Raw genomic sequence first — 22710 nt, forward strand, 5'->3', positions numbered from 1 at the left:
CGTGAAAACGAAAGTATATATAAATTTAGAATCCGAGAGAATTAAAGACTAATGAATATTTTAACCAAGATGCTTGTTTCTGGTGTTTTTACCAGCTTTGCGGTGGCAAGTTCCTATGGGCAAGGCGTAGAAACCATCAGCTTAAGGCAGGCTGTAGACAGCGCTCTGCAAAACAACCTGCAGATTAAGCAAGCTCAATTTCAGTCGGCTATTACAGACGAAAACCTAAAACAATCTAAGTTTGAGCTGTACCCGAGTTTAAACAGTAGCTTTTCGGCGAATAAACGGTTTGGGTTATATTTTGACCAAACTTCGGGAGGTTTGGTGAGCAAAGGCACCCAAAGTACCAATACCGCGGGCGGTAATCTATCATCAGATATCAGCTTGTTTAGCGGTGGCCGATTGCGGAATCAGATTTTGCAGAATAAGGCACTACTGATGTCGGACCAAAGCAATATCGAAAAAATAAAAAACGACCTGTCTTTGTCTGTTGTGAATACCTATTTGCAAGTGCTGAACAATATGGATTTAATTAAAGCTAGTGAACAACAGCTGGCCTTGTCAAATCAGCAATTGCAAATTGCACAAAAGAATTTTGATGTAGGCAACAATACCCAGGCAGATTTATCGCAGGCTAAAGCCCAGGTTGCTACCAATCAACTTAGCTTAACAAATGCACAAAACGCTTTTGAACTTTCGTTGCTAGATTTAAAGCAACTGATGGAAATGGATCCACAACGTAATATAAGGTTAGAAACTCCGGTTATTGGCGATTTAGATCAAATTGAAAGCAGTTACAGCGGTTACCAGGTTTACAGTAAAGCAGTTGGGAATTATCCGGATATTAAAGTGGCAGAGTACAATACCCAGGCTTCTGAATACGGGATAAAAATTGCTAAAGGTGCGTTGTATCCAACTTTAAGTTTTGGCGGTCAGCTCTACAACAATTATTCTAATAACACTTATGATCAAATTCCTGATCCGCTTACGAACACCTCTACCAAACGAAAAGTTTCTTTTGGTGAACAGCTGAATCGAAATTTTGGTCAATCGATAGGTTTCAACCTCTCTATCCCAATTTTTAACAATTACCGTTCTCGCGCTAACTACAACATCGCAAAACTGCGTTACCAAAATGCGAAAGCCAGCGAGCAATTGGCAAAAAATAACCTCAACAAGATAATCAACCAAGCCGTGCAAGATTTAAAATCGGCAATAGAAAATTACAGAGCTACCGAGAGTGCCTTTATTTCATCAAAAGACGCTTTTGAAGCCATCCAGCAACGTTATGATGTTGGCTTAGCAAACTCCATTGAGCTTAACACATCACAAACCAATTACAACAAAGCCGAGTTTGATTTTATACAGGCTAAATACAACGTAATTTTTAGGAATAAAGTAATTGATTTTTACTTAGGAAACCCACTAACATTATAAGCTTAAACAGAATTTAGAAATGAATAAAACAGTTAGAAATATTTTAATAGGCGTTGCCGTTTTGGTGGTATTGGCAATTATTGCCAACAAAATGGGCTGGATTGGGAAGGGCAAAACAACCCAGGTTGCTGTGAGCAAAGTGGAAGAGAAAAACATTATCGAAACCGTATCTGCCAGCGGGAAAATACAGCCAGAGGTGGAGGTGAAGCTAAGTCCGGAAGTATCTGGCGAGATTGTGGAGCTTACCGTTAAGGAAGGCGACGTGGTAAAAAAAGGTCAGCTGCTTTGTAAAATTAAACCAGACATTTTGGTTTCGGGTTACGAGCGTAGCGTGGCATCTTACAATGCGCAAAAAGCATCGGTAGCTAGCAGTCAGCAACAATTGCTACAGTCTGAGGCAAATTTCAAAAATGTGGAGGCGAAATACCGCCGCACCGAGAAACTATATAAAGACAAGGTAATTTCTGCCGCAGAATTTGATGCCGCCCGTGCGGAATATCTGTCATCTAAAGCAAGTTTAGAGCAAGCACGCCAAAGTGTAGTAGGTGCTAAATTTGGTTTAGAGCAATCTGGCGCCGCCGTGAAAGAAGCCAGCGATAATTTAGCGCGTACCAATATTTATGCTCCGGTAGATGGCGTGGTTTCTAAACTATCTGTAGAAAAAGGCGAGCGTGTGGTGGGTACAGCGCAAATGAGCGGTACCGAGATTATGACGATTGCCAACTTAAGCAGCATGGAAGTAAATGTTGATGTAAATGAAAACGACATTAACCGTTTGAGCTTGGGCGACACCGCCACCATAGAGGTGGATGCATTTTTAGATAAAAAGTTTAAAGGGATTGTAACAGAGATTGCCAGCTCGGCTACGGTGGCCGGTACTGGTACAGACGAGGTGACTAATTTTGCCGTGAAAGTTCGCATTTTACAAGAATCTTACGAGGGTTTAAACAACAAAGGAAAAACCAGCTCGCCGTTTAAGCCGGGTTTATCGGCAACGGTCGACATCCAAACAGAAAGTAAAAAGGGCCTGGTGGTGCCAATCCAGTCGGTAACAGTACGTGAAGATGAAGGCGCGGATGCCCAAAAATCTGACAAACCGGCCGATGAAGAAAAAGCGGAGAAAAAGCAGAAGTCTAAAGCTAAAGAATATGTTTTTGTGGTTGATGGTGGCAAAGTAAAACAGGTAGAGGTGAAAACTAGCATACAAGACGATCAAAATATCTTGATTACATCTGGCTTAAAAGCCGGGCAGCAGGTGGTGAGTGCGCCTTATGCCGCTATTTCTAAAACCTTAAAAAACGATATGCAGGTTGAGGTGGTAGATAAAAGCAAGCTGTTTAGCGGAGAGAAGAAGGACTAGGGAAGAGACGTGGCGCCTGAGGTTTAAGGCTTGAGGTTTACGGTATGAGGTCTAAGGTTTAAGGCTTGAAATTTTGGGTCTTATTTCCTTGGAAAAATATATTGATGAAAGCCGGGTTGTTAACAGCTCGGTTTTTGTTTTTATGATGCAGAGGGAAGTTTTATATGTTATATTGTCCAGATATTGTCCCAGCAGAGCCGCTTGCATAGGACTCTGCCACAACTAAATTGGCTACGCGTTATATATACGTCCATCCGGTAATATCCACAATCACTTCCAAAAAACACATCCCACTACGGCTTTTAACCCCAATTTGAACATTTATACCATCAATTTTAACAATAATAACCTTTGTGTTTTAAAGCTGCTTTTATATTTACAATTCCATATAAGCTAAATTTAAAACGCAATACATGAACATTAACAACCTAGTTTTAGCAGCGCTTTTTATAACCACCACTGCCTGCACGCAAAACGCAAAAACCACCAACGTGGCCGATAGCACCGCCACTGCCGATTCTACAAAAAACGAATTTGCCGGCGCCATTTCGCAACCGTTAATCAACAGCCGTTACAGCGCCGACCCGTCTGCGCATGTGTTTGAAGGAAAAATATTTGTGTATCCATCGCATGATTATGATGCAGGGATGCCAGAAAACGATAACGGTGATCATTTTGCCATGAAAGATTACTACGTGTATTCTATGGACAGTGTGGGCGGCAAAGTAACCGAATATCCGATGGCGCTTACGGTAGAAGATGTACCTTGGGCTTCTAAACAGATGTGGGCGCCAGATGCAGCTTATAAAAATGGTAAATACTATTTCTACTTCCCAGCGCGCGACAAAGAAGGCATATTTAGGATTGGCGCTGCCGTTAGCGATAAACCGCAAGGTCCCTTTAAAGCACAACCACAGCCTATAAAAAACAGTTTTAGCATGGATCCGGCGGTATTTACCGATACAGACGGGCAATCGTACATGTATTTTGGTGGGATTTGGGGCGGTCAGCTCCAAAAATGGGCTAGCGGTAAATTTGACCCTAAAGGTTCGGCAACAGATTTAGAACAAGATGATAAACCTGCCCTATTGCCTAAAATTGCTAAAATGGACGGTACCATGTTAGAATTTGCCGAAGAACCTAAAGATGTACAAATTTTAGATGAAAAAGGCCAGCTGTTAAAAGGTGGCGACCACGACCGTAGGTTTTTTGAGGCGGCCTGGTTGCATAAATACAATGGCAAGTATTACCTTTCATACTCCACCGGGGATACCCACTTAATTTGCTATGCCATCGGCGATAATCCTTACGGCCCATTCACTTACCAAGGGGTAATCTTAAAACCGGTAATCGGCTGGACATCCCACCATTCTATCGTAGAGTTTAAAGGCAAATGGTATCTTTTTTATCATGATACTCAAGTTTCTGGCGGTAAAACACACCTTCGCAACGTGAAAGTAACCGAGCTGAAGTACGATGCCGACGGCAAAATTATTACGATAGATCCTTACGCCAACAAAAGCAAATAGCCCATTTTAATCCTATCTTACATGTTCTTTAAAAAGAAGGCGTTTTTTGCGCTCGTTTTATCTTTGGGTTTCGGTTCGGCTTGTAGCTTAGCGCAGCAAACCCAGTTTCCTTTTAATGACTATAACAAGTCTTTTGAAGAAAGGGTTGATGATTTAGTTGGCAGACTTACTTTAGAAGAAAAAGTAGCGCAGATGATGAACTCGGCGCCTGCCATTCCGAGATTGGGTATCCCAGCTTATGATTGGTGGAACGAGACACTGCACGGGGTTGCGCGTACACCTTTTAAGGTAACTGTTTATCCGCAGGCAATAGCAATGGCGGCCACATTTGATACCCTATCTATTTTTAAAATGGCACAGTATAGCGGTATTGAGGGGCGTGCGATATTTAATAAAGCAACAGAAACCGGACGTACAAATGAGCGTTACTTAGGTTTAACTTATTGGACGCCAAACATCAACATTTTCCGCGACCCAAGATGGGGCCGTGGGCAAGAAACCTACGGCGAAGATCCTTTTTTAACGGCTAACATGGGCGACGCTTTTGTACGCGGCTTACAGGGCAACGATCCTAAGTATTGGTTGGCCGCCGCCTGCGCTAAACACTATGCGGTGCACAGCGGCCCAGAACCTTTACGCCATGTTTTTGATGTAGATGTGAGCGCTTATGACTTATGGGACACCTATTTGCCTGCCTTTCAAAAATTAGTGGTTGATTCTAAAGTAGCAGGCGTAATGTGCGCTTACAATGCTTTCCGCACGCAACCATGTTGTGCCAGCGATATTTTAATGACCGATATTTTGCGCAAGCAATGGGGTTTTACAGGTTATGTAACATCGGATTGTTGGGCGATAGACGATTTCTTTAAAAACCATAAAACGCATCCGGATGCGGCTTCCGCTGCTGCCGATGCGGTGTACCACGGAACAGATGTGGATTGTGGAACCGCAGCCTTTTTGGCGCTGGTACAGGCGGTGAAAAACAAACAGATTACCGAAGAACAAATAGACGTTTCGGTAAAACGCTTATTTATGATACGTTTCCGATTGGGAATGTTTGATCCGCCGAGTATTGTAAAATATGCACAAACGCCATTCTCTGCTTTGGAGAGTCCGGAACATAGCGCACAGGCGCTTAAGATGGCGCAACAATCCATCGTTTTGTTAAAAAACCAAAAACAAACTTTGCCCTTATCCAAAAATTTGAAGAAGATAGTGGTGTTGGGACCAAATGCCGATAACCCGATTTCTATCTTAGGAAACTACAACGGCATTCCGTCTAAGCTGACTACACTTTTGAAAGGCATCCAAAATAAGGTAGGAAAAAACACAGAAGTGGTGTTTGAGCAAGCGGTAAACTTTACAAATGATACCTTGTTGGTTTACCGCAATTTGGATAAACAGTACAATTATAACGGCAAAGCAGGCTTTAAAGCTAGCTACTTTAACAACAAGGAGCTTTCTGGAACACCAGTGATGGAGCGCCAAGAGAAAAACCTTGATTTATTTTGGCAAGAGGGCGAAAAAATTGCGGACGGATTGAACGCCAATAACTTCTCTGCGCGTTATGTGACCAACTTCACCGCTGTTGCAGATGAAACCTTAAACTTTGAGCTGGAAGGCGATGACGGATACCGTTTTTATGTAGATGGCAAAGAAGTTATCAATGCTTGGCAACGGAACCGGTGGGGCGCAAAAACTTTTCATTTACAAACCAAAAAAAATCAGGTTTACGAGCTTAAAGTAGAGTATTGGCAAGGAGAAGGTAAAGGCAACATCCGTTTAAAAACCGGAAATTATCTTAAAACAGATATGATGGCCTTAGCTAAAAAGCACAAAGACGCAGATGCATTTATTTTTGCCGGAGGCATATCGCCACAGTTAGAGGGCGAGGAGATGAAAGTCGATTATCCGGGCTTTGAAGGTGGCGACCGTACATCTATTTTATTACCTGTTGCCCAAACCAATTTAATGAAGGCATTAAAAAGCACCGGTAAGCCCGTAGTGTTTGTGATGATGACCGGTAGCGCAATTGCTTGCCCTTGGGAAGCAGAAAATGTACCCGCTATTGTGAACGCCTGGTATGGCGGACAAGCAGCGGGTGAAGCTTTAGCGGATGTGCTTTTTGGCGACTATAATCCGGCCGGGCGTTTGCCCGTAACCTTCTACGCCAGTGATGCAGATTTGGAGGCTTTTACAGATTACGATATGAGCAACCGTACTTACCGTTACTTTAAAGGAAAGCCTTTGTACGGTTTTGGTTACGGTTTAAGTTATAGCAACTTTAAGTACGATAATTTGCAAATGCCCTCCAAAATTGAAAAAGGAAAGCCTTTGAAGGTAAGCGTGCGTGTAACCAACACAGGTAAAATGGCAGGTGAAGAAGTAAGCCAGCTATATTTACTGAACGAGAATGCAGAAATTAAAACCGCTTTTAAAGTGCTGAAGGGTTTTGAGCGTTTTGGCTTAAAACCGGGTGAAAGTAAAACCGTCAGTTTTACATTAAATCCAGAAGATTTAACCTACATCAGCCAAGCTGGCGAAAGCACCTCATTAAACGGTAAAATGCTCATCAGCATCGGCGGAAGCCAGCCCGATGAGCCCAACCCTTTAACAAGCAACATTTTAAAGCAAGAACTTTTTATTAATTAATTGATGATGATCCGATTTCTTTTTGCCTTAACTGTTTTTTTGGGTTATAATTTAATACTGCACGCCCAAAATCCAAACGATTTGTGGCTACAGCAACATCCCGCCAAAGCGGTAAATGTGCAGTATAAAAGCAAATCGCCCCTGGTTTTAAATGCGGTTAAAGCTTTAAAGCAATATTGGCAAGGGAAAGAAGGCGCCGACATCAGTTTAAAACTGGTTAAAAGCACCGCCATAAAGGCAGAGGGTTATCAAATAAGCGGAAATACCATCAGCGCCACCACAGAAAAGGGTCTATTGTACGGCGCCTACGCCATGTTAAGGGCACAAATAAGCGACGAAAATGTGGCAGCCCTCGTCTCTAATCCATCTTACGAAAACCGGATTTTAAACCATTGGGATAATTTAGACGGTTCGGTTGAGCGCGGATATGCGGGCAAGTCTATTTTTTGGCGCGGTGAAGGAGATTTAACGGTTAGCAAAGCCGATTTAGATCGCTGGAAAAAGTATGCGGAGGCAAATGCATCCATCGGGATAAACGGCTCGGTGCTAAACAACGTAAATGCTTCGGCAAAAATGCTATCGGCGCCGGTGCTGCAGCGTGTAAAAGCAATAGCGGCGGTGTTGCGCCCGTACGGCATCAAAACTTATTTGTCGGTAAATTTTTCGTCGCCAACAATGTTGCGCGATTTAAAAACCGCGGATCCCTTGAACGCCGACGTAATAGCGTGGTGGCATAAGAAAGTGGCCGAGATTTATAAAGAGATTCCAGATTTTGGAGGTTTTTTAGTGAAAGCGAACAGCGAGGGGCAACCCGGCCCGCAAGATTTTGGACGCACCCATGCCGATGGCGCAAATATGCTGGCAGATGCTTTGAAGCCTTACGGCGGATTGGTGATGTGGCGTGCCTTTGTGTATAGCCCTTCTAACGAAGACCGTGCAAAACAGGCTTATCAGGAGTTTGTTCCTTTGGACGGGAAGTTCCGCGATAATGTGATCATCCAAGTAAAAAACGGACCAATTGATTTTCAGCCCCGCGAGCCTTTTAGCCCTTTATTTGGCGCCATGCAACATAGCAGTGTAATGCCCGAATTTCAGGTTACGCAAGAATATTTAGGCCACGCCTACCAAGTTGCATTTTTGGCGCCCATGTGGGAAGAATGCTTAAACAGCGATACCTACCAAAAGGGTGAAGGCAGCACGGTGGCTAAAGTAACAGACGGAACCTTATTTTCGCAAAAACATAGTGCGATTGCCGGCGTAGCCAACACCGGTTTGGATAGTAATTGGAGCGGTTACACCCTGGGCCAGGCCAATTGGTACGCTTTCGGCCGTTTAGCATGGGACAACCAGTTGAAAAGTGATCAGATTGCTGACGAATGGCTAAAACTGACCTTTAAACAACAAGCACAGCCAGATTTGATCCAAGATTGGAACAAAAACTTTCTTCAGCCGGTAAAGAATATTTTACTGGAAAGCAGAGAAGCCGTGGTAAACTATTCTATGCCTTTAGGCTTGCACCATATTTTTGCGGCACACCATCATTTTGGCCCCGGACCGTGGTGGGCGCCTAAAAATGCACGGCCCGATTGGACACCGCCTTATTACCACCAGGCAGATTCATTGGGCATTGGTTTTGACCGTACACCCAGCGGCAGCAATGCCACTAGCCAATATCATCAGCCTTTAGCGGATGTTTTTAACAACCCAGATACCTGCCCAGAAATGTACCTGCTGTGGTTTCATCATTTACCGTGGACTTACCAAACAAAAAGCGGCAGAAGCCTGTGGGACGAACTTTGTTTCCGTTACGATAAGGGTTTGCAACAGGTGCGAAACTTCCAAAAAGTTTGGGATAAAACCAGTTTATACACCAGTGTAGAAGTCTATGAAGAAACACAGGCGGTATTAAAAAGGCAAACTTTTGATGCGCAGGTTTATAAAGATGCTTGCTTACTGTATTTCCAGCAGTTTAGCAAAATGCCAATTCCGCACGAGCTGGAACGCCCTGTTTTTGATTTGAAAGCTTTGGAAAGTGGTGATCCGTTGGATTTTTATCCGCAAGAAAAATAAAATATGACAAAGTTGCTTTTAGCAATGTTTTTTCTTATTTCCCTAAATTCTTTAGGGCAACAACAGGTGAAATTTGAAGTTGAAAAACTGGCTCCACCACAACAACACCTGGCTACTAAAAGTTACGAGGACATATATAGAACACTGATACTTTCTGATGTAAAATTAAACTTATCGCAAATACAGAAAGAAAAGGTGGATTTTCCATTCAATATAGTCGCAAAAAGCGAAGCGCCGGACAGCCTTGTTTCTTTCGGTTACCATTCTTTTTTTTCGGGTATGTATCAGGCTTATGCTCAACATCGGCCATTCGTAATATCGCCCGATATGATTTGGCTATTAATAAGCCAAGGTTTTGCAAGGCATTTGAATGCAAATCCGGCAGATTTCGGAAAGCATTTTTCGGTTCTTAAAGACCAAAAGTTGCCGCTAACCGTAACAGCAGATAATCTTTCGTTAAACAGCCCAGCAAGTGAGTGGGAGAAGATTTTTCCGCAATTCACCAAACAAATTGCCACACTGTCAGACAAAGATTTTATACGGATTTTAACGCCGGAGTTTTCTACAACCACGCCTGCCGATAAAATAGCTACAGAAATAACGGTAATGGAAGCTACCAAGCCCTTTTTCGAGTTTATTGTAATTGCGATCGTGTGTGGGATTCCCGAGATTACGCTTAAAGGTACTCCACAGGATTGGCGAGAACTTTACAAAAACGCAAAAAGGTTAGAGAAGTACAATCTAAAATGGTGGACGGGTGAGCTTGAACCTATTTTGAAAAAAATGGTAGAAACCTCAGAAGGTAATATCGACAAAGATTTTTGGAGAAACATGTTTAAATATCATTCGCAAGAAAAATACGGGTCTCCAAAAGTAATTGACGGATGGATTGTAAAGTTTTTTCCGTATGACAAAAATGGCAGACGGAATAATTTAGAACAGCTAACAGGTGGAGATAATTTACCTGATGAGATTGTAAAGGTTGACTTGTGTTATATAGAAGCTTCTGGAAATGACCGCCGGGAAATTCCATTGGAGCTTTGGGCGGGCTTTATAGGTCTTAAACAAGATGTGAATGATTTTACATTAAGCCCACAGATAGGCTGGATGATACGGAAAAAGGACGTAAACAATGTGGGTATAAAGCAGAAGTTTGCACTTGAAAATAATGCGCAGTTTGGTAGTATAGCTATCCGCGTAAACGAAATTCCTGAAGAAGTTTTTGATTTTAAGCGGATTAACAACCTCGAGATTGCTTTTATCGGAGATATAATTGTTCCCGAAAGGTTAAAGAAAGTTGAGCTGGGCATACTTAAATTATCTGGCAAAATAAGTAAGCCGGAAATAGATAGGATCAGAAATATGTTTCCGCCCAGTACGCAATTGATTGTTAATGGCGAACTTATTGATTATCCCAACCAATAATGTTTGGATTTCAGTTACCCCCCCCCAAAAAAAAAAATAAAACGACGAAAATTTTTAAATGCAACATATCCCACACAAAAAAAGTCGTGTATTTACCGCATCATATAGGTGTTGCAGATGCGGTAATCATAGGGTGTTTTCAAAAACGAAGATCAAATGTTTAAGAAAACATAACTAATGTTCAAAAAATAGGCTCTTCAGCCACCGTGGCTTATATTCGTTGTTTTATCAATAATATTTTATTAAAAGCGTATGTTAAAACCTTGGTTCCGGTCAGTCTGGATTCTTCTTTTTATCGGAGCAATATCGCACGTAGCGGTATTTGCGCAGGTGCAAATAGATAATAGTCCTTCACTAAGCACCAAAGCAAATCCCTCTGGCTTTCCTTTAATTGTAAACGGAAAAACAGCCCCTATACTTTTTTCACAAGAAGACTATAAAGGCGTACACCGTGCAATAAGCAGTCTTAAAAACGACTTCAAAATGGTTTCGGGAAACAGCGAGACTTTTTCTGACGGGCGTTATAAAGTTATCATAGGCACGCTAGGCAAATCGGGTCTGGTGGACCAGCTTGCCAGGGACAACAAGATTGACCCGCGAACTTTGAGGGGCAAAAACGAAAAGTTTATCATGCAGCTTGTTAAAAATCCGGCTAAAGACGTAGAAACAGCTTTGGTGATAGCCGGAAGCGATATGCGCGGAACAATTTACGGCATTTATGAGCTATCCAAGCAAATGGGGGTTTCGCCTTGGTATTATTGGGCAGATGTACCGGTGCAGCAGCAAAAAAATCTGTATTTTAACATAAATTCTGTTTATACAGAAGGCGAGCCGGCGGTGAAATACCGGGGCATTTTCTTGAACGATGAAGCGCCTGCTTTAACAGGCTGGGCTAGGGCAACCTTTGGAGGTTACAATCATCAATTTTATGAAAAAGTGTTCGAATTATTACTGCGCCTAAAAGCGAACTTTATGTGGCCGGCAATGTGGGGAAGCGCATTTTATGATGATGATCCCGAAAACGGAAAACTGGCCAATGAGATGGGCATTGTAATGAGCACCTCGCACCACGAACCGATGGCCCGGGCACAACAAGAGTGGAAACGGCACGGCAACGGTGGCGATTGGAACTATCAAACCAATAAACAAGGGCTGCAAGATTTTTGGCGTGGAGGCATAGAACGTGCAAAAAATTGGGAAAGCATCATCACCATTGCGATGCGCGGCGATGGCGACGAACCCATGAGTGAAGACCAAAATATCGGTTTGCTAGAGCAGATTGTAAAAGATCAGCGGAAAATCATATCGGAAGTAACCGGAAAAAAAGCTTCGGCAACCCCGCAGGTTTGGGCTTTATATAAAGAAGTGCAAGACTATTACGATAAGGGGATGCGCGTGCCAGATGACGTTACTTTGCTTTTGTGCGACGACAACTGGGGAAATGTGCGTAAACTGCCAGCCCTAGGTGCCAAACCGCGTAGCGGAGGTTACGGAATGTATTATCATTTTGATTATGTGGGCGCGCCACGTAACTCTAAATGGTTAAACGTTACCCAAATTCAAAGAGTTTGGGAACAAATGAACCTAACATACCAGCACGGCGTGGATAAAATTTGGGTGGTAAATGTTGGAGATTTAAAGCCAATGGAGTACCCGATTTCTTTTTTCTTAGACATGGCCTGGAACCCCAACCAGTTTAACGCCAACAATTTATTAGCACATACAGAAGCGTGGTGCGCGCAACAATTTGGCGAGCAATATGCCAAAGAAGCTGCCGAGCTGATTAACCTTTATACCAAATACAACCACCGTGTAACACCCGAGCTTTTAAATGATAGAACATACAGTTTGGAAAATTACAATGAGTTTGAAAGGGTGCGAGATGATTACCGCGATTTGTTGATCCGCGCCATGCGTTTGTATAACCGCATACCCAAACAATACCAAGATGCTTTTGATCAGTTAGTGTTATTTCCTATTAACGGTTGTTCTAACTTATACGATATGTACTATGCAGTGGCCATGAATAAAAAACTTGCTGGCCAGGGCAAAGTCGAAGCCAATAAATGGGCATCCATTGCAGAAGAATGTTTCAAAAGAGACTCTGCTTTAACCTATCATTACAATAAAGAAATAGCCGGCGGAAAGTGGGCACACATGATGGATCAGGTGCGGATTGGCTACAGATCATGGAACGATCCCAGAAACAGCATTATGCCAAAAGTATTGTATGTTGAGCCTAAACAAAGCCAAAAAATCTACGCAGAGAAAAACGGCTATGTATCTATAGAAGCAGAAGATTATTTTAAAGCGCAACCGGGCAAACAGGTACACTGGCAAATCATCCCAGATTTAGGCAAAACCAAATCGGGGCTAACCACCATGCCAGTGACCGAAAAATTAAATCCAGACGTTTACGTAGAATACAAAGTTGACCTCCAAACCGTAGGCAAAGGAACTTTAACCGTACGCACATCGCCCACCTTAAATTACAACGAAAACAAAGGTTTACGGTACGCGCTCTCTATAGATGGTGGACCCGAGCAAATTGTAAATATTAATGGGCATTACAGAGGTGAGCTGGGCAAATGGCAAGCAGAACGAGTGATAGACACCAAACATGAGCTTGACTTTGCTAAAAAAGGAGAGCATAGTATCCGCATCCGGCCTTTGGAGCAGGGCATCGTATTTCAAAAACTGATGCTGGACATGGGAGGTTTAAAACCTTCGTATTTAGGGCCGCCCGAAAGTGAAGTGAATAACTAGTAACGCACCAAATAGTTTTAAAAGAAAGCTTTGAAAGAGAAAATCAAAGCTTTCTTTGCTTTAAAGGGTGTTTTTATAAGGATGACTTGCGGGGTTTACCTTAGGCTTTTGACAGGATGACTTTCGATTAAAAGGTGTATGCGATAGGTTGTTTTTTCTCTGAAGATGAGGGGCTAACAGCTAGCTTTCTGCCACAAGTTGTATTTGCAGACCGATTGAACATTATTAGCACTATTTTCCACAATTCTTCCCTTCTCCTTGGGCTGTGGACTTTACTTTTACCAAACAGACGGTTCATCCGTTATTAAACCTACATTTCATAAAAATCATTTTTAAATCTATGGTACTATTTAAGTTTCAAAGACCCCACAAATATTTACAGTCTTTGATGGTTGGTGCATCCGTGCTTCTAGTTACAGTAGCCAACGGCCAAAACAATAATTCTGCTACTAAACCGGCTAATCAGAAATATGTGCATGAGGCAATCGGTAATCCGTACTTGCCGCTATGGGAGCATTTGCCAGATGGCGAACCGCGCGTTTTTGAAGACCCAGATAACCCCGGTAAATACAGAGCGTACATTATTGGTTCGCACGATGTCCGTTTTAGTAGCTATTGCGGTCCCGATATCAGGGTTTGGTCCGCACCGGTGGAAGACCTTAGCTCGTGGAGAGATGACGGTCCGGTGTTCACTTACCAGATAAACGGCCAATGGGACGTGATGTATGCGCCAGACTTGGTAGAGGTGAAAAGGAAAGACGGAACCAAAGAATACTACCTGTATCCGCACAGCAGAGGACCACGACGCGAAGCCATGGTTGCAAAAGGAAACAGACCGGATGGCCCATTTACACCGGTAAATTTAACCGCCAACGGTGAAGCAACTTTGCCGGGCAGCATTTTAGGTTTTGATCCGGCGGTGTATATCGAATACGTTACAGATCCAAAAGACCCAGATTACGAAATAGGGTTTAGGGCTTATGGCTATTGGGGTTTCCAACACTCATCTGCTGCCCAGCTGGACCAAAACACCATGTATTCTTTGAGGCCAGGCACGCAAATTATCGATAGGATGCTGCCTGCGGGTAGGCGCTATGGCGAAATACGCGATCCGGAAGGCACCAAGTTCCCGCAGATTTATGAGGGCCAAGATTTAGGCAAGTTTAACTTCTTTGAAGCCTCTTCAATAAGAAAAGTGGGCAATAAATTCGTTACGGTTTATAGCGGATATTCTGGTCCGGATTACGGCGTTAGCAGCTCTAACTCTACCCTCAGATACGCCGTTGCCGATTCTCCTTTAGGCCCGTGGAAAATTGGTGGGGTACTGGTTGATTCACGAGCACCGGTTTTAAACAAAGACGGTTCTGCTATTATTACTACCAACGCCGCACATAATACCCACGGAAGTTTACAAGAAATAAACGGGCAGTGGTATGTTTTTTACCATAGGCCGCCAAGAGGCTTCGACTACGCGCGCCAAGCAATGGTTGCGCCGGTAAAGGTTTCTTGGGATAAAAAATCTGTTGCCGAAGGTGGAACAGTTAACATTACCGGATACGATCCTTACGCTAAAGACAACATCTGGACGGCGAAAGACAGCAAAGGTGTAACTTACAGCGGCGCAGAAGTAACATCCGAAGGTTTTAATATCTATGGGATGGATCCGTACAAATACTATTCTGCCGGCTACGCTTGTTACCTTTCAGATATTGGTACTCAACAAGATTCCTGGGATATTTGGGATAACAATATGCCTATCGCCAATGTTAAAAACGGGCATATCATTGGCTACAAATATTTTGGTTTTGGTGGCTTAGCCAAAGCTGATAAAGGGCTGCACGCATTTGAAGGAACAAAAAAAGGCAACCAAACTTTGTTTAATCTGTTTATTGCGCCAAAAACTGCTAAAAGCTTTAAGGTAAACGTTTGGATGGATGGCCCTTGGGATAACACCGTATGGAAGGGAAAGAAAATTGGAGAAATTATTGTCCCGGCAAACACAAAACCAGAGACCCAGAAATTTACGGTAGATGTATCAAAATTTGTGGATGGCTTAACCAACAAACACGCTATTTTCTTAGTAGCAGAGGGCGAGGAGAACGAGACTCTTTTTGACATGGCAGGCTTAGGCTTCAGTAAAAAAGGGAATACGCTAAACCGCCCTGTACCGCCAACTGTACGTATAGCGGTGAATGGGAAAAATATCGACTTACCTGCAACTCCAGTGCGTTCAACCAATCAAAATGGTTTAGTTGGATACGACATTTATGAAGCGACATACAGCTTGCCAGCTAACAGCACTATGCCTAAGGTTGAGGCAAGTTCTAGCGACCCAAATGTACGTATTGTTGTAGAACAGCCCACTTCAGAAAATAAGCTAGCCTCTGTAAAGTTTGATTACAAGGGCCTAACTAAAACTTACCGGGTAAATTTCGGCAACTAATCAAGATTTTAAGTTTCTGTGCCTTCATAGGTACAGAAACTTATCTGCTTTGTTGATGCCTACATGATGCCCAAATTTCAGTAAAACAAGTATTTATGAGTAATTTATCAAGTACAAAGGTCATCCGCTTTTATAACTTAGCCCTTATGTTTACCCTGTCGCTTGTATTTAGCACTTTAACAAGTGGGGCGCAAGAGGGTCAGCAAAATAACATCCGGAACCTTACCCAAAATGATTACCAGAACATGTTAGAAACTTTGGGCATCACCGCTGTAAGGCCGGGACCTTCTGGTAATCCAAAAGATTTTAATGCCGCCAACAGCAACGAAGCAATGGCTAGCCCTTATACCTCTCTTCCCAACCCGCTCATCTTAAATAATGGCAACCCGGTGCAGGATGCGCAAACTTGGTGGAAACTACGGCGTCCAGAAATAGTAAGCTATTTTGATAGCGAAGTTTATGGCCGCGTTCCGGATAATACACCAGCGGTAAAATGGGAGGTTATCAGCGTTAAAGACACAGTTTTTGGCGAAATACCGGCAATAACCAAAGAATTGTTAGGCAGGGTAGATAACAGCCGGTACCCCGATATCACTGTTAATATCCAGCTTTCTTTAACTGTTCCAAAGCAGCAAAATAAACCTGTGCCGGTAGTTACAGAGTTTGGCTTTAAGTTTCCGGCGGGTTTCAGAATACCCGAAAGTATGCAAAGTAAAGGCAAAAGCTGGCAGCAACAACTGTTAGAAACGGGTTGGGGCTTTGCAGTATTAATTCCTACAAGCTATCAGGCTGATAATGGCGCAGGTTTAACCTCAGGAATTATTGGCTTATGCAATAAGGGCAAATATCGTAAACCCGATGATTGGGGAGCCATTAGGGCTTGGGCGTGGGGAGCTAGCAGAGCAGTGGATTATTTTGAAACAGACGCCGACGTGGATTGTTCGAGGTTGGCCATAGAAGGCCTTTCACGTTATGGAAAAACAGCTTTGGTGACCATGGCTTACGAACCGCGTTTTTCTTTAGCTTTTGTTGGCTCTTCTGGCAACGGCGGTGCTAAAATTATGCGTCGCCACTTTGGCGAACAGGTAGAAAATTTAGCCTCGTCCGGAGAGTACCATTGGTTCGCGGGGAATTTTATAAAGTATGCCAGTACTTTAAGCCCTACCGATTTACCTGTTGATGCCCATGAACTGGTTGCGCTATGTGCGCCACGGCCGGTTTTTATAGGTTCTGGTTCTCCATTGGTGGAAGGAACTTGGGTTGATGCGAAAGGCATGTTTTTGGGTGGCCTGTATGCCTCTCCGGTGTATCAGTTGCTCGGCAAAAAAGGCTACAGCCTTACAGAAATGCCTCCCATTGAAACGGCTTTACTAGACGGCGAACTCGCATTTAGGCAGCACGCAGGCGGGCATACCAATGGACCCAATTGGCCTTATTTTATCCAATGGGCTAAAAAATATTTTTAGAAAATGCTAGGTGCTACTGTCAAGCGCTTAGCTAGCTATGTGGCGCTGTGGATAACCAAGGCCGTAGCTATCGTGTATCATTGGTGCATTTGAGATTTGCGCCTCTGAACATCTCTATCATAAAATTAACGAAATGTACCCCCCGTTTTAAATGCCTTTCGTTTACTTTACACCACTGATTATATTTCTAAGAACCTAAGTAATGAAAAAAACATTTTTCCTTAGCTTGATTTTACTTTCAAGCGCATTGTTTGTTAATGCCCAACAAACTGTTAGTCCCCCAACCGTTGGTTTTGATGTTGAAAAAGCAAACATACCCCACGGCGTGGTGGATACCGTAACTTATACATCCACAACTGTTGGCACAAGCCGTAAAGCAACAGTTTACACACCGCCAGGTTTTTCAAAAAGCAAAAAATATCCGGTATTATATCTTTTACACGGCATTGGCGGCGACGAAAAAGAATGGCTAAATGGCGGTAAACCACAGGTTATTTTAGATAATTTATATGCCCTGGGCAAGTTGGAACCTATGATTGTGGTAATGCCAAACGGACGCGCCATGAAAGACGACCGCGCTACCGGCAATATCATGGCAAAAGATAAAGTAGAGGCTTTTGCAACGTTTGAACAAGATTTGTTAAAGGATTTAATTCCCTTTATACAAAAGAAATATCCAGTTTACACAGACAGAGAGCACAGAGCAATTGCTGGTCTTTCTATGGGAGGCGGACAGTCTTTAAACTTCGGGTTAGGAAACCTGGACACATTTGCCTGGGTAGGCGGTTTCTCTTCTGCGCCAAACACCAAAGCACCAGAAGCACTTGTGCCTGATGCCGATGAGGCGAAAAAGAAGTTGAAGTTTTTATGGATTTCTTGTGGCGAAAGTGACGGACTTATTAATTTCAGCAAGCGTACGCACGATTATCTGACCGAAAAAGAAGTGCCGCACATCTATTTCACCGAACCGGGTGGCCACGACTTTAACATTTGGAAAAGTTCTTTGTACATGTATTCTCAGTTTCTGTTCAAGAAAAATATACCCACACTTGCCTCGGCAAAATAATAGTTGACAATAACATTTTTAAATCATGAAAGTAAAAATTTTATTAGTGCTTGCAATTACAGCATTGCACCTTTCGGCCTTCTCTCAAAACAAAAAGTTTTATGTTTTTTTGGCTTTTGGCCAATCTAATATGGAAGGAGCGGCTAAAATAGAAGCTGCAGATACAGTAAATGTGAACCCGAGATTTAAGGTTTTAGAAGCTTTAGATTGTCCAGATATCGACAGAAAAAAAGACACTTGGTACACTGCCGTGCCTCCTTTGTGCAGGTGCAACACCGGATTAACCCCGGTTGATTATTTTGGCCGCCACCTCTTAGCTAACTTGCCAAAAGATGTAACCGTAGGTGTAATTAACGTAGCCGTAGGTGGCTGTAAAATTGAGCTTTTTGATAAGGATAATTACCAATCTTATGTAGCCACTGCGCCAGATTGGATGACCGGTATGATCAAAGCATACAACGGCAACCCTTACGGGCGATTGGTAGAGCTGGCTAAGCTTGCACAAAAAGATGGCGTTATCAAAGGGATATTGCTTCATCAAGGCGAGTCTAATACAGGCGATGCAACTTGGCCTACCAAAGTAAAAGGGGTTTATAATAATCTGCTGAATGATTTAAACCTGAAAGCCGAAAATGTGCCGCTTTTAGCAGGTGAAGTGGTTAATGAAGATCAAGGCGGGGTATGCGCAAGCATGAACAAGATTATTGCAACGCTTCCGCAAGTCATTCCAACAGCGCATGTCATTTCTTCAAAAGGTTGCACAGATGGTCCGGATAACCTGCACTTTGATGCCGCGGGCTACAGAGAGCTAGGGAAACGATATGCTGATGAAATGCTTGCGTTGTTAGGTTACTAGTTTAAATTTTAGGTGCTACCTTCTTATACCTTACTTTTAAGAAAGTAAAAAAAGGCGTATCTTTTATAAGTCAGAAAAGTTCATTTTCTGACTTTGCTTTCTGTATTCTCCGGGTGTTAGCCCGGTTATTTTCTTAAAGGTTCTGGCAAAATACTGAAAGCTTTCAAAACCAACATCGTTAGCAATTTCCCCGTATTGACTGTTTGTAGTAGTAATAAGGTACTGCGCTCTTTCAATACGTTTTTCTTGAATGTATTTTATAGGTCTTTTTCCGGTGTGTTTATAAAATAGCCTAGAAAAATAATCGGGACTTAAATTTACCCGAGAGGACAGATTGTTCACGCTAAGTGCTTGTGCTAAGTTGATCTGAATTTCGTTGATGGTTTCAATAATTGTAGATGGGATGATTTCTATCCGGTTATTCTTAAAGCCGGGCTGAGACAGAAAGCCCGAGATCAGTTGAAATAGAATTCCTTGCGTCTCGTAACGTACTGAAATGCTTTGCAGCTCATTCAGGTTTTGGTATTCTTTATAATAAATATCCTTTTCGTAAACCTTTGGATCATCAGATCTGTTAATGCCACGGCCAGGGTTGATTTCCAATAACCGTAAAAAGCTTTCTATATCGTAGGGTGTAGCCTGTTTTTGCATCACCATCCTTGATTGGGCAAACAAAGAAAGTCCATCTGGCGACTCTTCAAAAAACTGGATGAAATATTGACTAAGAAAGCTGTCGCACTTAAGGTCACAAAGTGTAAAGCTGGGTATTAGGTATATAAAACCCGCTTCTAATTCCGTTAAGCCTTTAGCAGTAGTAATTGTCCCCTCGCCGTCATCTATGTAATACAGCCGGAAATAAGGACTTATCACATTGCTGAAATCCCATCGGTTATCCAACTTGACAAAGTCGATGTTTAAAAGAGAGAAAAAATTTCGGATGGGATTTTTGGTCATCATTAGTTATTCAAATATACTGCACCTGATTTATACTTATCTTCCTTTTATCGCATGACAAAGCGCGATAAATATAAACAGTTGATTTTTTATTAGTTATAGTATTAAAATTGATTAAAATCACTAAAAATCCGATAAGCCTGTAATTGTTATAAAGGCTATTTAGTCGGATTTGTGCAATAAGAAGTCGATTTGTTACAAAGATATCGCAGCAGATCAAGCTTATATTTGATTTAGCCAAATATTATAAACTTAAAAAATAAAGTTCCTTGTTTTTACGGTAACAGATGGAGATGCACCAATTATGTAACCAATACGAAATGTATTGCTTACGTACACACGGTGAGCATACGTCATTTTTGCAGTTTTTTTGGTTTTAGGTTAAAGGTGTATTAACATTTACTACAAAAATAGTTAAAGAATGAAGAGAAGAACCCTAGTCAAGGGTATGGCCCTTGTTTTGCCGAGTATGTGGATAAATCAGGTTTTTGGAAAACCGTACTCATTTTCTGCTTTAAGCGATACTTCAAGCGGACCATTCAACGCAAGTTGGGAATCGTTGAGTAAGTATGTAGTTCCTGATTGGTTTAGGGATGCCAAATTTGGGATCTGGGCGCACTGGGGTCCACAGTGCCAACCAGAAAGAGGCGACTGGTATGCGAGGGGCATGTATCAGGAAGGTAGCGATCAATACCAGTATCACTGTAAAAAGTACGGGCATCCTTCTAAATTCGGTTTTAAGGACGTCATCAATGAATGGAAAGCAGAAAACTGGAATCCGGAGGAATTGGTGGCGCTTTACAAGAAAGCAGGTGCGAGGTATTTTATGGCACTTGCCAACCATCACGATAATTTCGATTTATACAATAGTTCTCACCAGCCTTGGAACTCCACTAAGTTGGGACCAAAAAAAGACATTATAGCCGGATGGGCAAAGGCGGCAAAGCAAAATGACCTCCATTTTGGCGTGAGCGTACATGCTGCCCATACCTGGAGCTGGTACGAAACCTCGCAACGCTGGGACAAAAAAGGACCTTATGCAGAGATTCCTTACGATGGAAACCTTACAAAAAAGCAAGGCAAAGATAAATGGTGGGACGGATATGATCCGCAGGACCTTTATGCTCAAAACCACCCGATGAGTGAAAATAGCTGGGACAATGGTATGATACATAAACAATGGGACTGGGGAAATGGGGTTGTTAAGCCTTCTGATGCTTACTGCGAAAAATTTTATAAGCGAACCAAAGAACTAATTGATAGGTATGAGCCTGAGCTGATTTACTTTGACGATACCGCATTGCCTTTATGGCCTATTAGCGATGCTGGTTTACGTATAGCTGCTCACATGTACAATAAAAGCATCAAACGTAACGGCCAACTAGAGGCGGTGATTTGCGGAAAAATTTTAAGCCAGCAACAAAGGCAATGTATGGTTTGGGATATCGAACGCGGGCAAAGTAACCAAATTGAGCCTTTACCGTGGCAAACGGATACCTGTATTGGTGCATGGCATTATGATCGCAGAATTTACGAGAAAAATCGGTACAAAAGTGCGAAAACAGTTATCCATACCATGATAGATGTAGTTAGCAAAAACGGAAATCTTATGCTGAATATCCCGGTAAGAGGGGATGGTACCATCGACGAAAAAGAAAGAGCAGTGGTGGAAGAAATAGGCGAGTGGATGAAAATTAACAGCGAAGGGATTTATGGCTCCAGGCCTTGGGTTGACTATGGAGAAGGACCTTCAACCGAAAATACCATTCCGCTAAGCGCACAGGGATTTAATGAAGGCAAGGGAAACCCGTTTGGTGCGCAGGATATCAGATTTACTAAAAAAGGCACTACGCTGTATGCTTTTTTTATGGAATACCCAGACAGTAGGATTGCTGTGTCAAAAAAGTTGGGTGTTAAAGGTGTTGGCGAGATTAAAAACATTTCTCTCTTGGGTTCTGGGGCGGCACTTAAATTTGAACAAAATGGTGAAGGACTAAAAGTTGATTTGCCGGATATTAATCTGCGCCATTTGCCTTATACGTTGAAAATAGAGGGTGCTATTGTCTGATGTCTGTTAAAGTATTCTTCCCGTGTACTCAATTATTTCATGTTGAATATTAAATGATTGTCTCTTGAAAAAAAATAAATGAAAAGATTTGCACTTGCCTTGGACTTAATAGATGATCCGGACATAGTTAGAGAATATGAAAATTGGCACAAAGCCGAAAACGGTTGGCCCGAAATTAAAAAGAGTATCCTAGATGCAAATATTGTTTTGATGGAAATTTACCGGACAGGAAATAGGTTGTTTATGCTGATGGAAACTAACGATCAGTTTAGTGCCAAGCAAAAAGCAGCAATGGATGCGGCCAACCCTAAAGTTCAGGAATGGGAAACGCTAATGGCGAAATTCCAGCAGCCTTTAGCTTGGGCAAAAGAAGGCGAGAAATGGGTTTATATGGATAAAATATTTCAGTTACCGTAAGCGGAATGTCCCAGTTTTACAAAATTACAGTCATTTAAAACCCGAGTATTGAACATTTCTCTCTCTATAATATACAAATGTACTACCCTAGTTTGCCAGTTCTCGGTATTTTTGATTTAATTATTACCCTAAGCGTTTTTTTTAATTTGTATGACGGTGTTTGATGTTACAAGCATCGCTTATGAATTTTTGAATTAGCGG

The 22710-nt window shown here is 42.4% G+C and carries 14 protein-coding genes; 13 read left to right on the forward strand and 1 reads right to left on the reverse strand.

The window, feature by feature from the left end; genetic code table 11:
- Positions 1-51: 51 nt before the first annotated feature.
- From BCY91_RS15390 to BCY91_RS15440, 11 genes are all read left to right on the forward strand, one after another.
- A complete protein-coding gene (locus tag BCY91_RS15390) occupies positions 52-1437 on the forward strand; it encodes a TolC family protein (RefSeq protein ID WP_120182926.1) in 1386 nt (461 codons plus the stop codon).
- 19 nt (positions 1438-1456) lie between these two features.
- Positions 1457-2797 carry an efflux RND transporter periplasmic adaptor subunit gene (locus BCY91_RS15395; RefSeq protein ID WP_120182927.1) on the forward strand — a complete coding sequence of 447 codons (1341 nt, stop codon included), beginning with the start codon at positions 1457-1459 and terminating at the stop codon, positions 2795-2797.
- A 413-nt stretch (positions 2798-3210) separates the two neighbouring features.
- Complete coding sequence (locus tag BCY91_RS15400) at positions 3211-4326, forward strand: glycoside hydrolase family 43 protein (RefSeq protein ID WP_120182928.1); 1116 nt, start codon at positions 3211-3213, stop codon at positions 4324-4326.
- Between the two features lie 21 nt (positions 4327-4347).
- Entirely contained in the window at positions 4348-6978 is a 2631-nt protein-coding gene (locus tag BCY91_RS15405) for a glycoside hydrolase family 3 protein (RefSeq protein WP_120182929.1), read from the forward strand.
- Between the two features lie 3 nt (positions 6979-6981).
- On the forward strand, positions 6982-9048 hold the full coding sequence (locus BCY91_RS15410) for an alpha-glucuronidase (protein WP_120182930.1): 2067 nt from the start codon (positions 6982-6984) through the stop codon (positions 9046-9048).
- A 3-nt stretch (positions 9049-9051) separates the two neighbouring features.
- Entirely contained in the window at positions 9052-10473 is a 1422-nt protein-coding gene (locus tag BCY91_RS15415; RefSeq protein ID WP_120182931.1) for a DUF4419 domain-containing protein, read from the forward strand.
- Positions 10474-10725: 252 nt separating this feature from the next.
- On the forward strand, positions 10726-13239 hold the full coding sequence (locus BCY91_RS15420; protein ID WP_120182932.1) for a glycosyl hydrolase 115 family protein: 2514 nt from the start codon (positions 10726-10728) through the stop codon (positions 13237-13239).
- Positions 13240-13579: 340 nt separating this feature from the next.
- Complete coding sequence (locus BCY91_RS15425) at positions 13580-15682, forward strand: hypothetical protein (protein ID WP_120182980.1); 2103 nt, start codon at positions 13580-13582, stop codon at positions 15680-15682.
- A gap of 95 nt (positions 15683-15777) precedes the next feature.
- Entirely contained in the window at positions 15778-17148 is a 1371-nt protein-coding gene (locus BCY91_RS15430) for a glucuronyl esterase domain-containing protein (RefSeq protein ID WP_120182933.1), read from the forward strand.
- A gap of 202 nt (positions 17149-17350) precedes the next feature.
- Positions 17351-18214, forward strand: a complete 864-nt coding sequence (locus BCY91_RS15435) for an alpha/beta hydrolase (protein ID WP_120182934.1) — start codon at positions 17351-17353, stop codon at positions 18212-18214.
- Between the two features lie 25 nt (positions 18215-18239).
- Positions 18240-19070, forward strand: a complete 831-nt coding sequence (locus BCY91_RS15440) for a sialate O-acetylesterase (RefSeq protein ID WP_120182935.1) — start codon at positions 18240-18242, stop codon at positions 19068-19070.
- 63 nt (positions 19071-19133) lie between these two features.
- Here the strand turns inward: BCY91_RS15440 and BCY91_RS15445 are convergent, their stop codons facing one another.
- Positions 19134-20027 (reverse strand): helix-turn-helix domain-containing protein, encoded by an 894-nt coding sequence (locus BCY91_RS15445; RefSeq protein WP_245989172.1) that lies wholly within the window; start codon positions 20025-20027, stop codon positions 19134-19136.
- A 418-nt stretch (positions 20028-20445) separates the two neighbouring features.
- On the opposite strand from BCY91_RS15445, the gene BCY91_RS15450 reads away from it, so the two are divergent.
- Both BCY91_RS15450 and BCY91_RS15455 read left to right on the forward strand, forming a co-directional pair.
- Entirely contained in the window at positions 20446-22092 is a 1647-nt protein-coding gene (locus BCY91_RS15450) for an alpha-L-fucosidase (RefSeq protein ID WP_120182937.1), read from the forward strand.
- Positions 22093-22170: 78 nt separating this feature from the next.
- Entirely contained in the window at positions 22171-22509 is a 339-nt protein-coding gene (locus BCY91_RS15455) for an L-rhamnose mutarotase (RefSeq protein ID WP_120182938.1), read from the forward strand.
- The last annotated feature ends 201 nt before the right edge of the window (positions 22510-22710 follow it).

The sequence above is a fragment of the Pelobium manganitolerans genome (assembly GCF_003609575.1).
Taxonomy (GTDB): domain Bacteria; phylum Bacteroidota; class Bacteroidia; order Sphingobacteriales; family Sphingobacteriaceae; genus Pseudopedobacter; species Pseudopedobacter manganitolerans.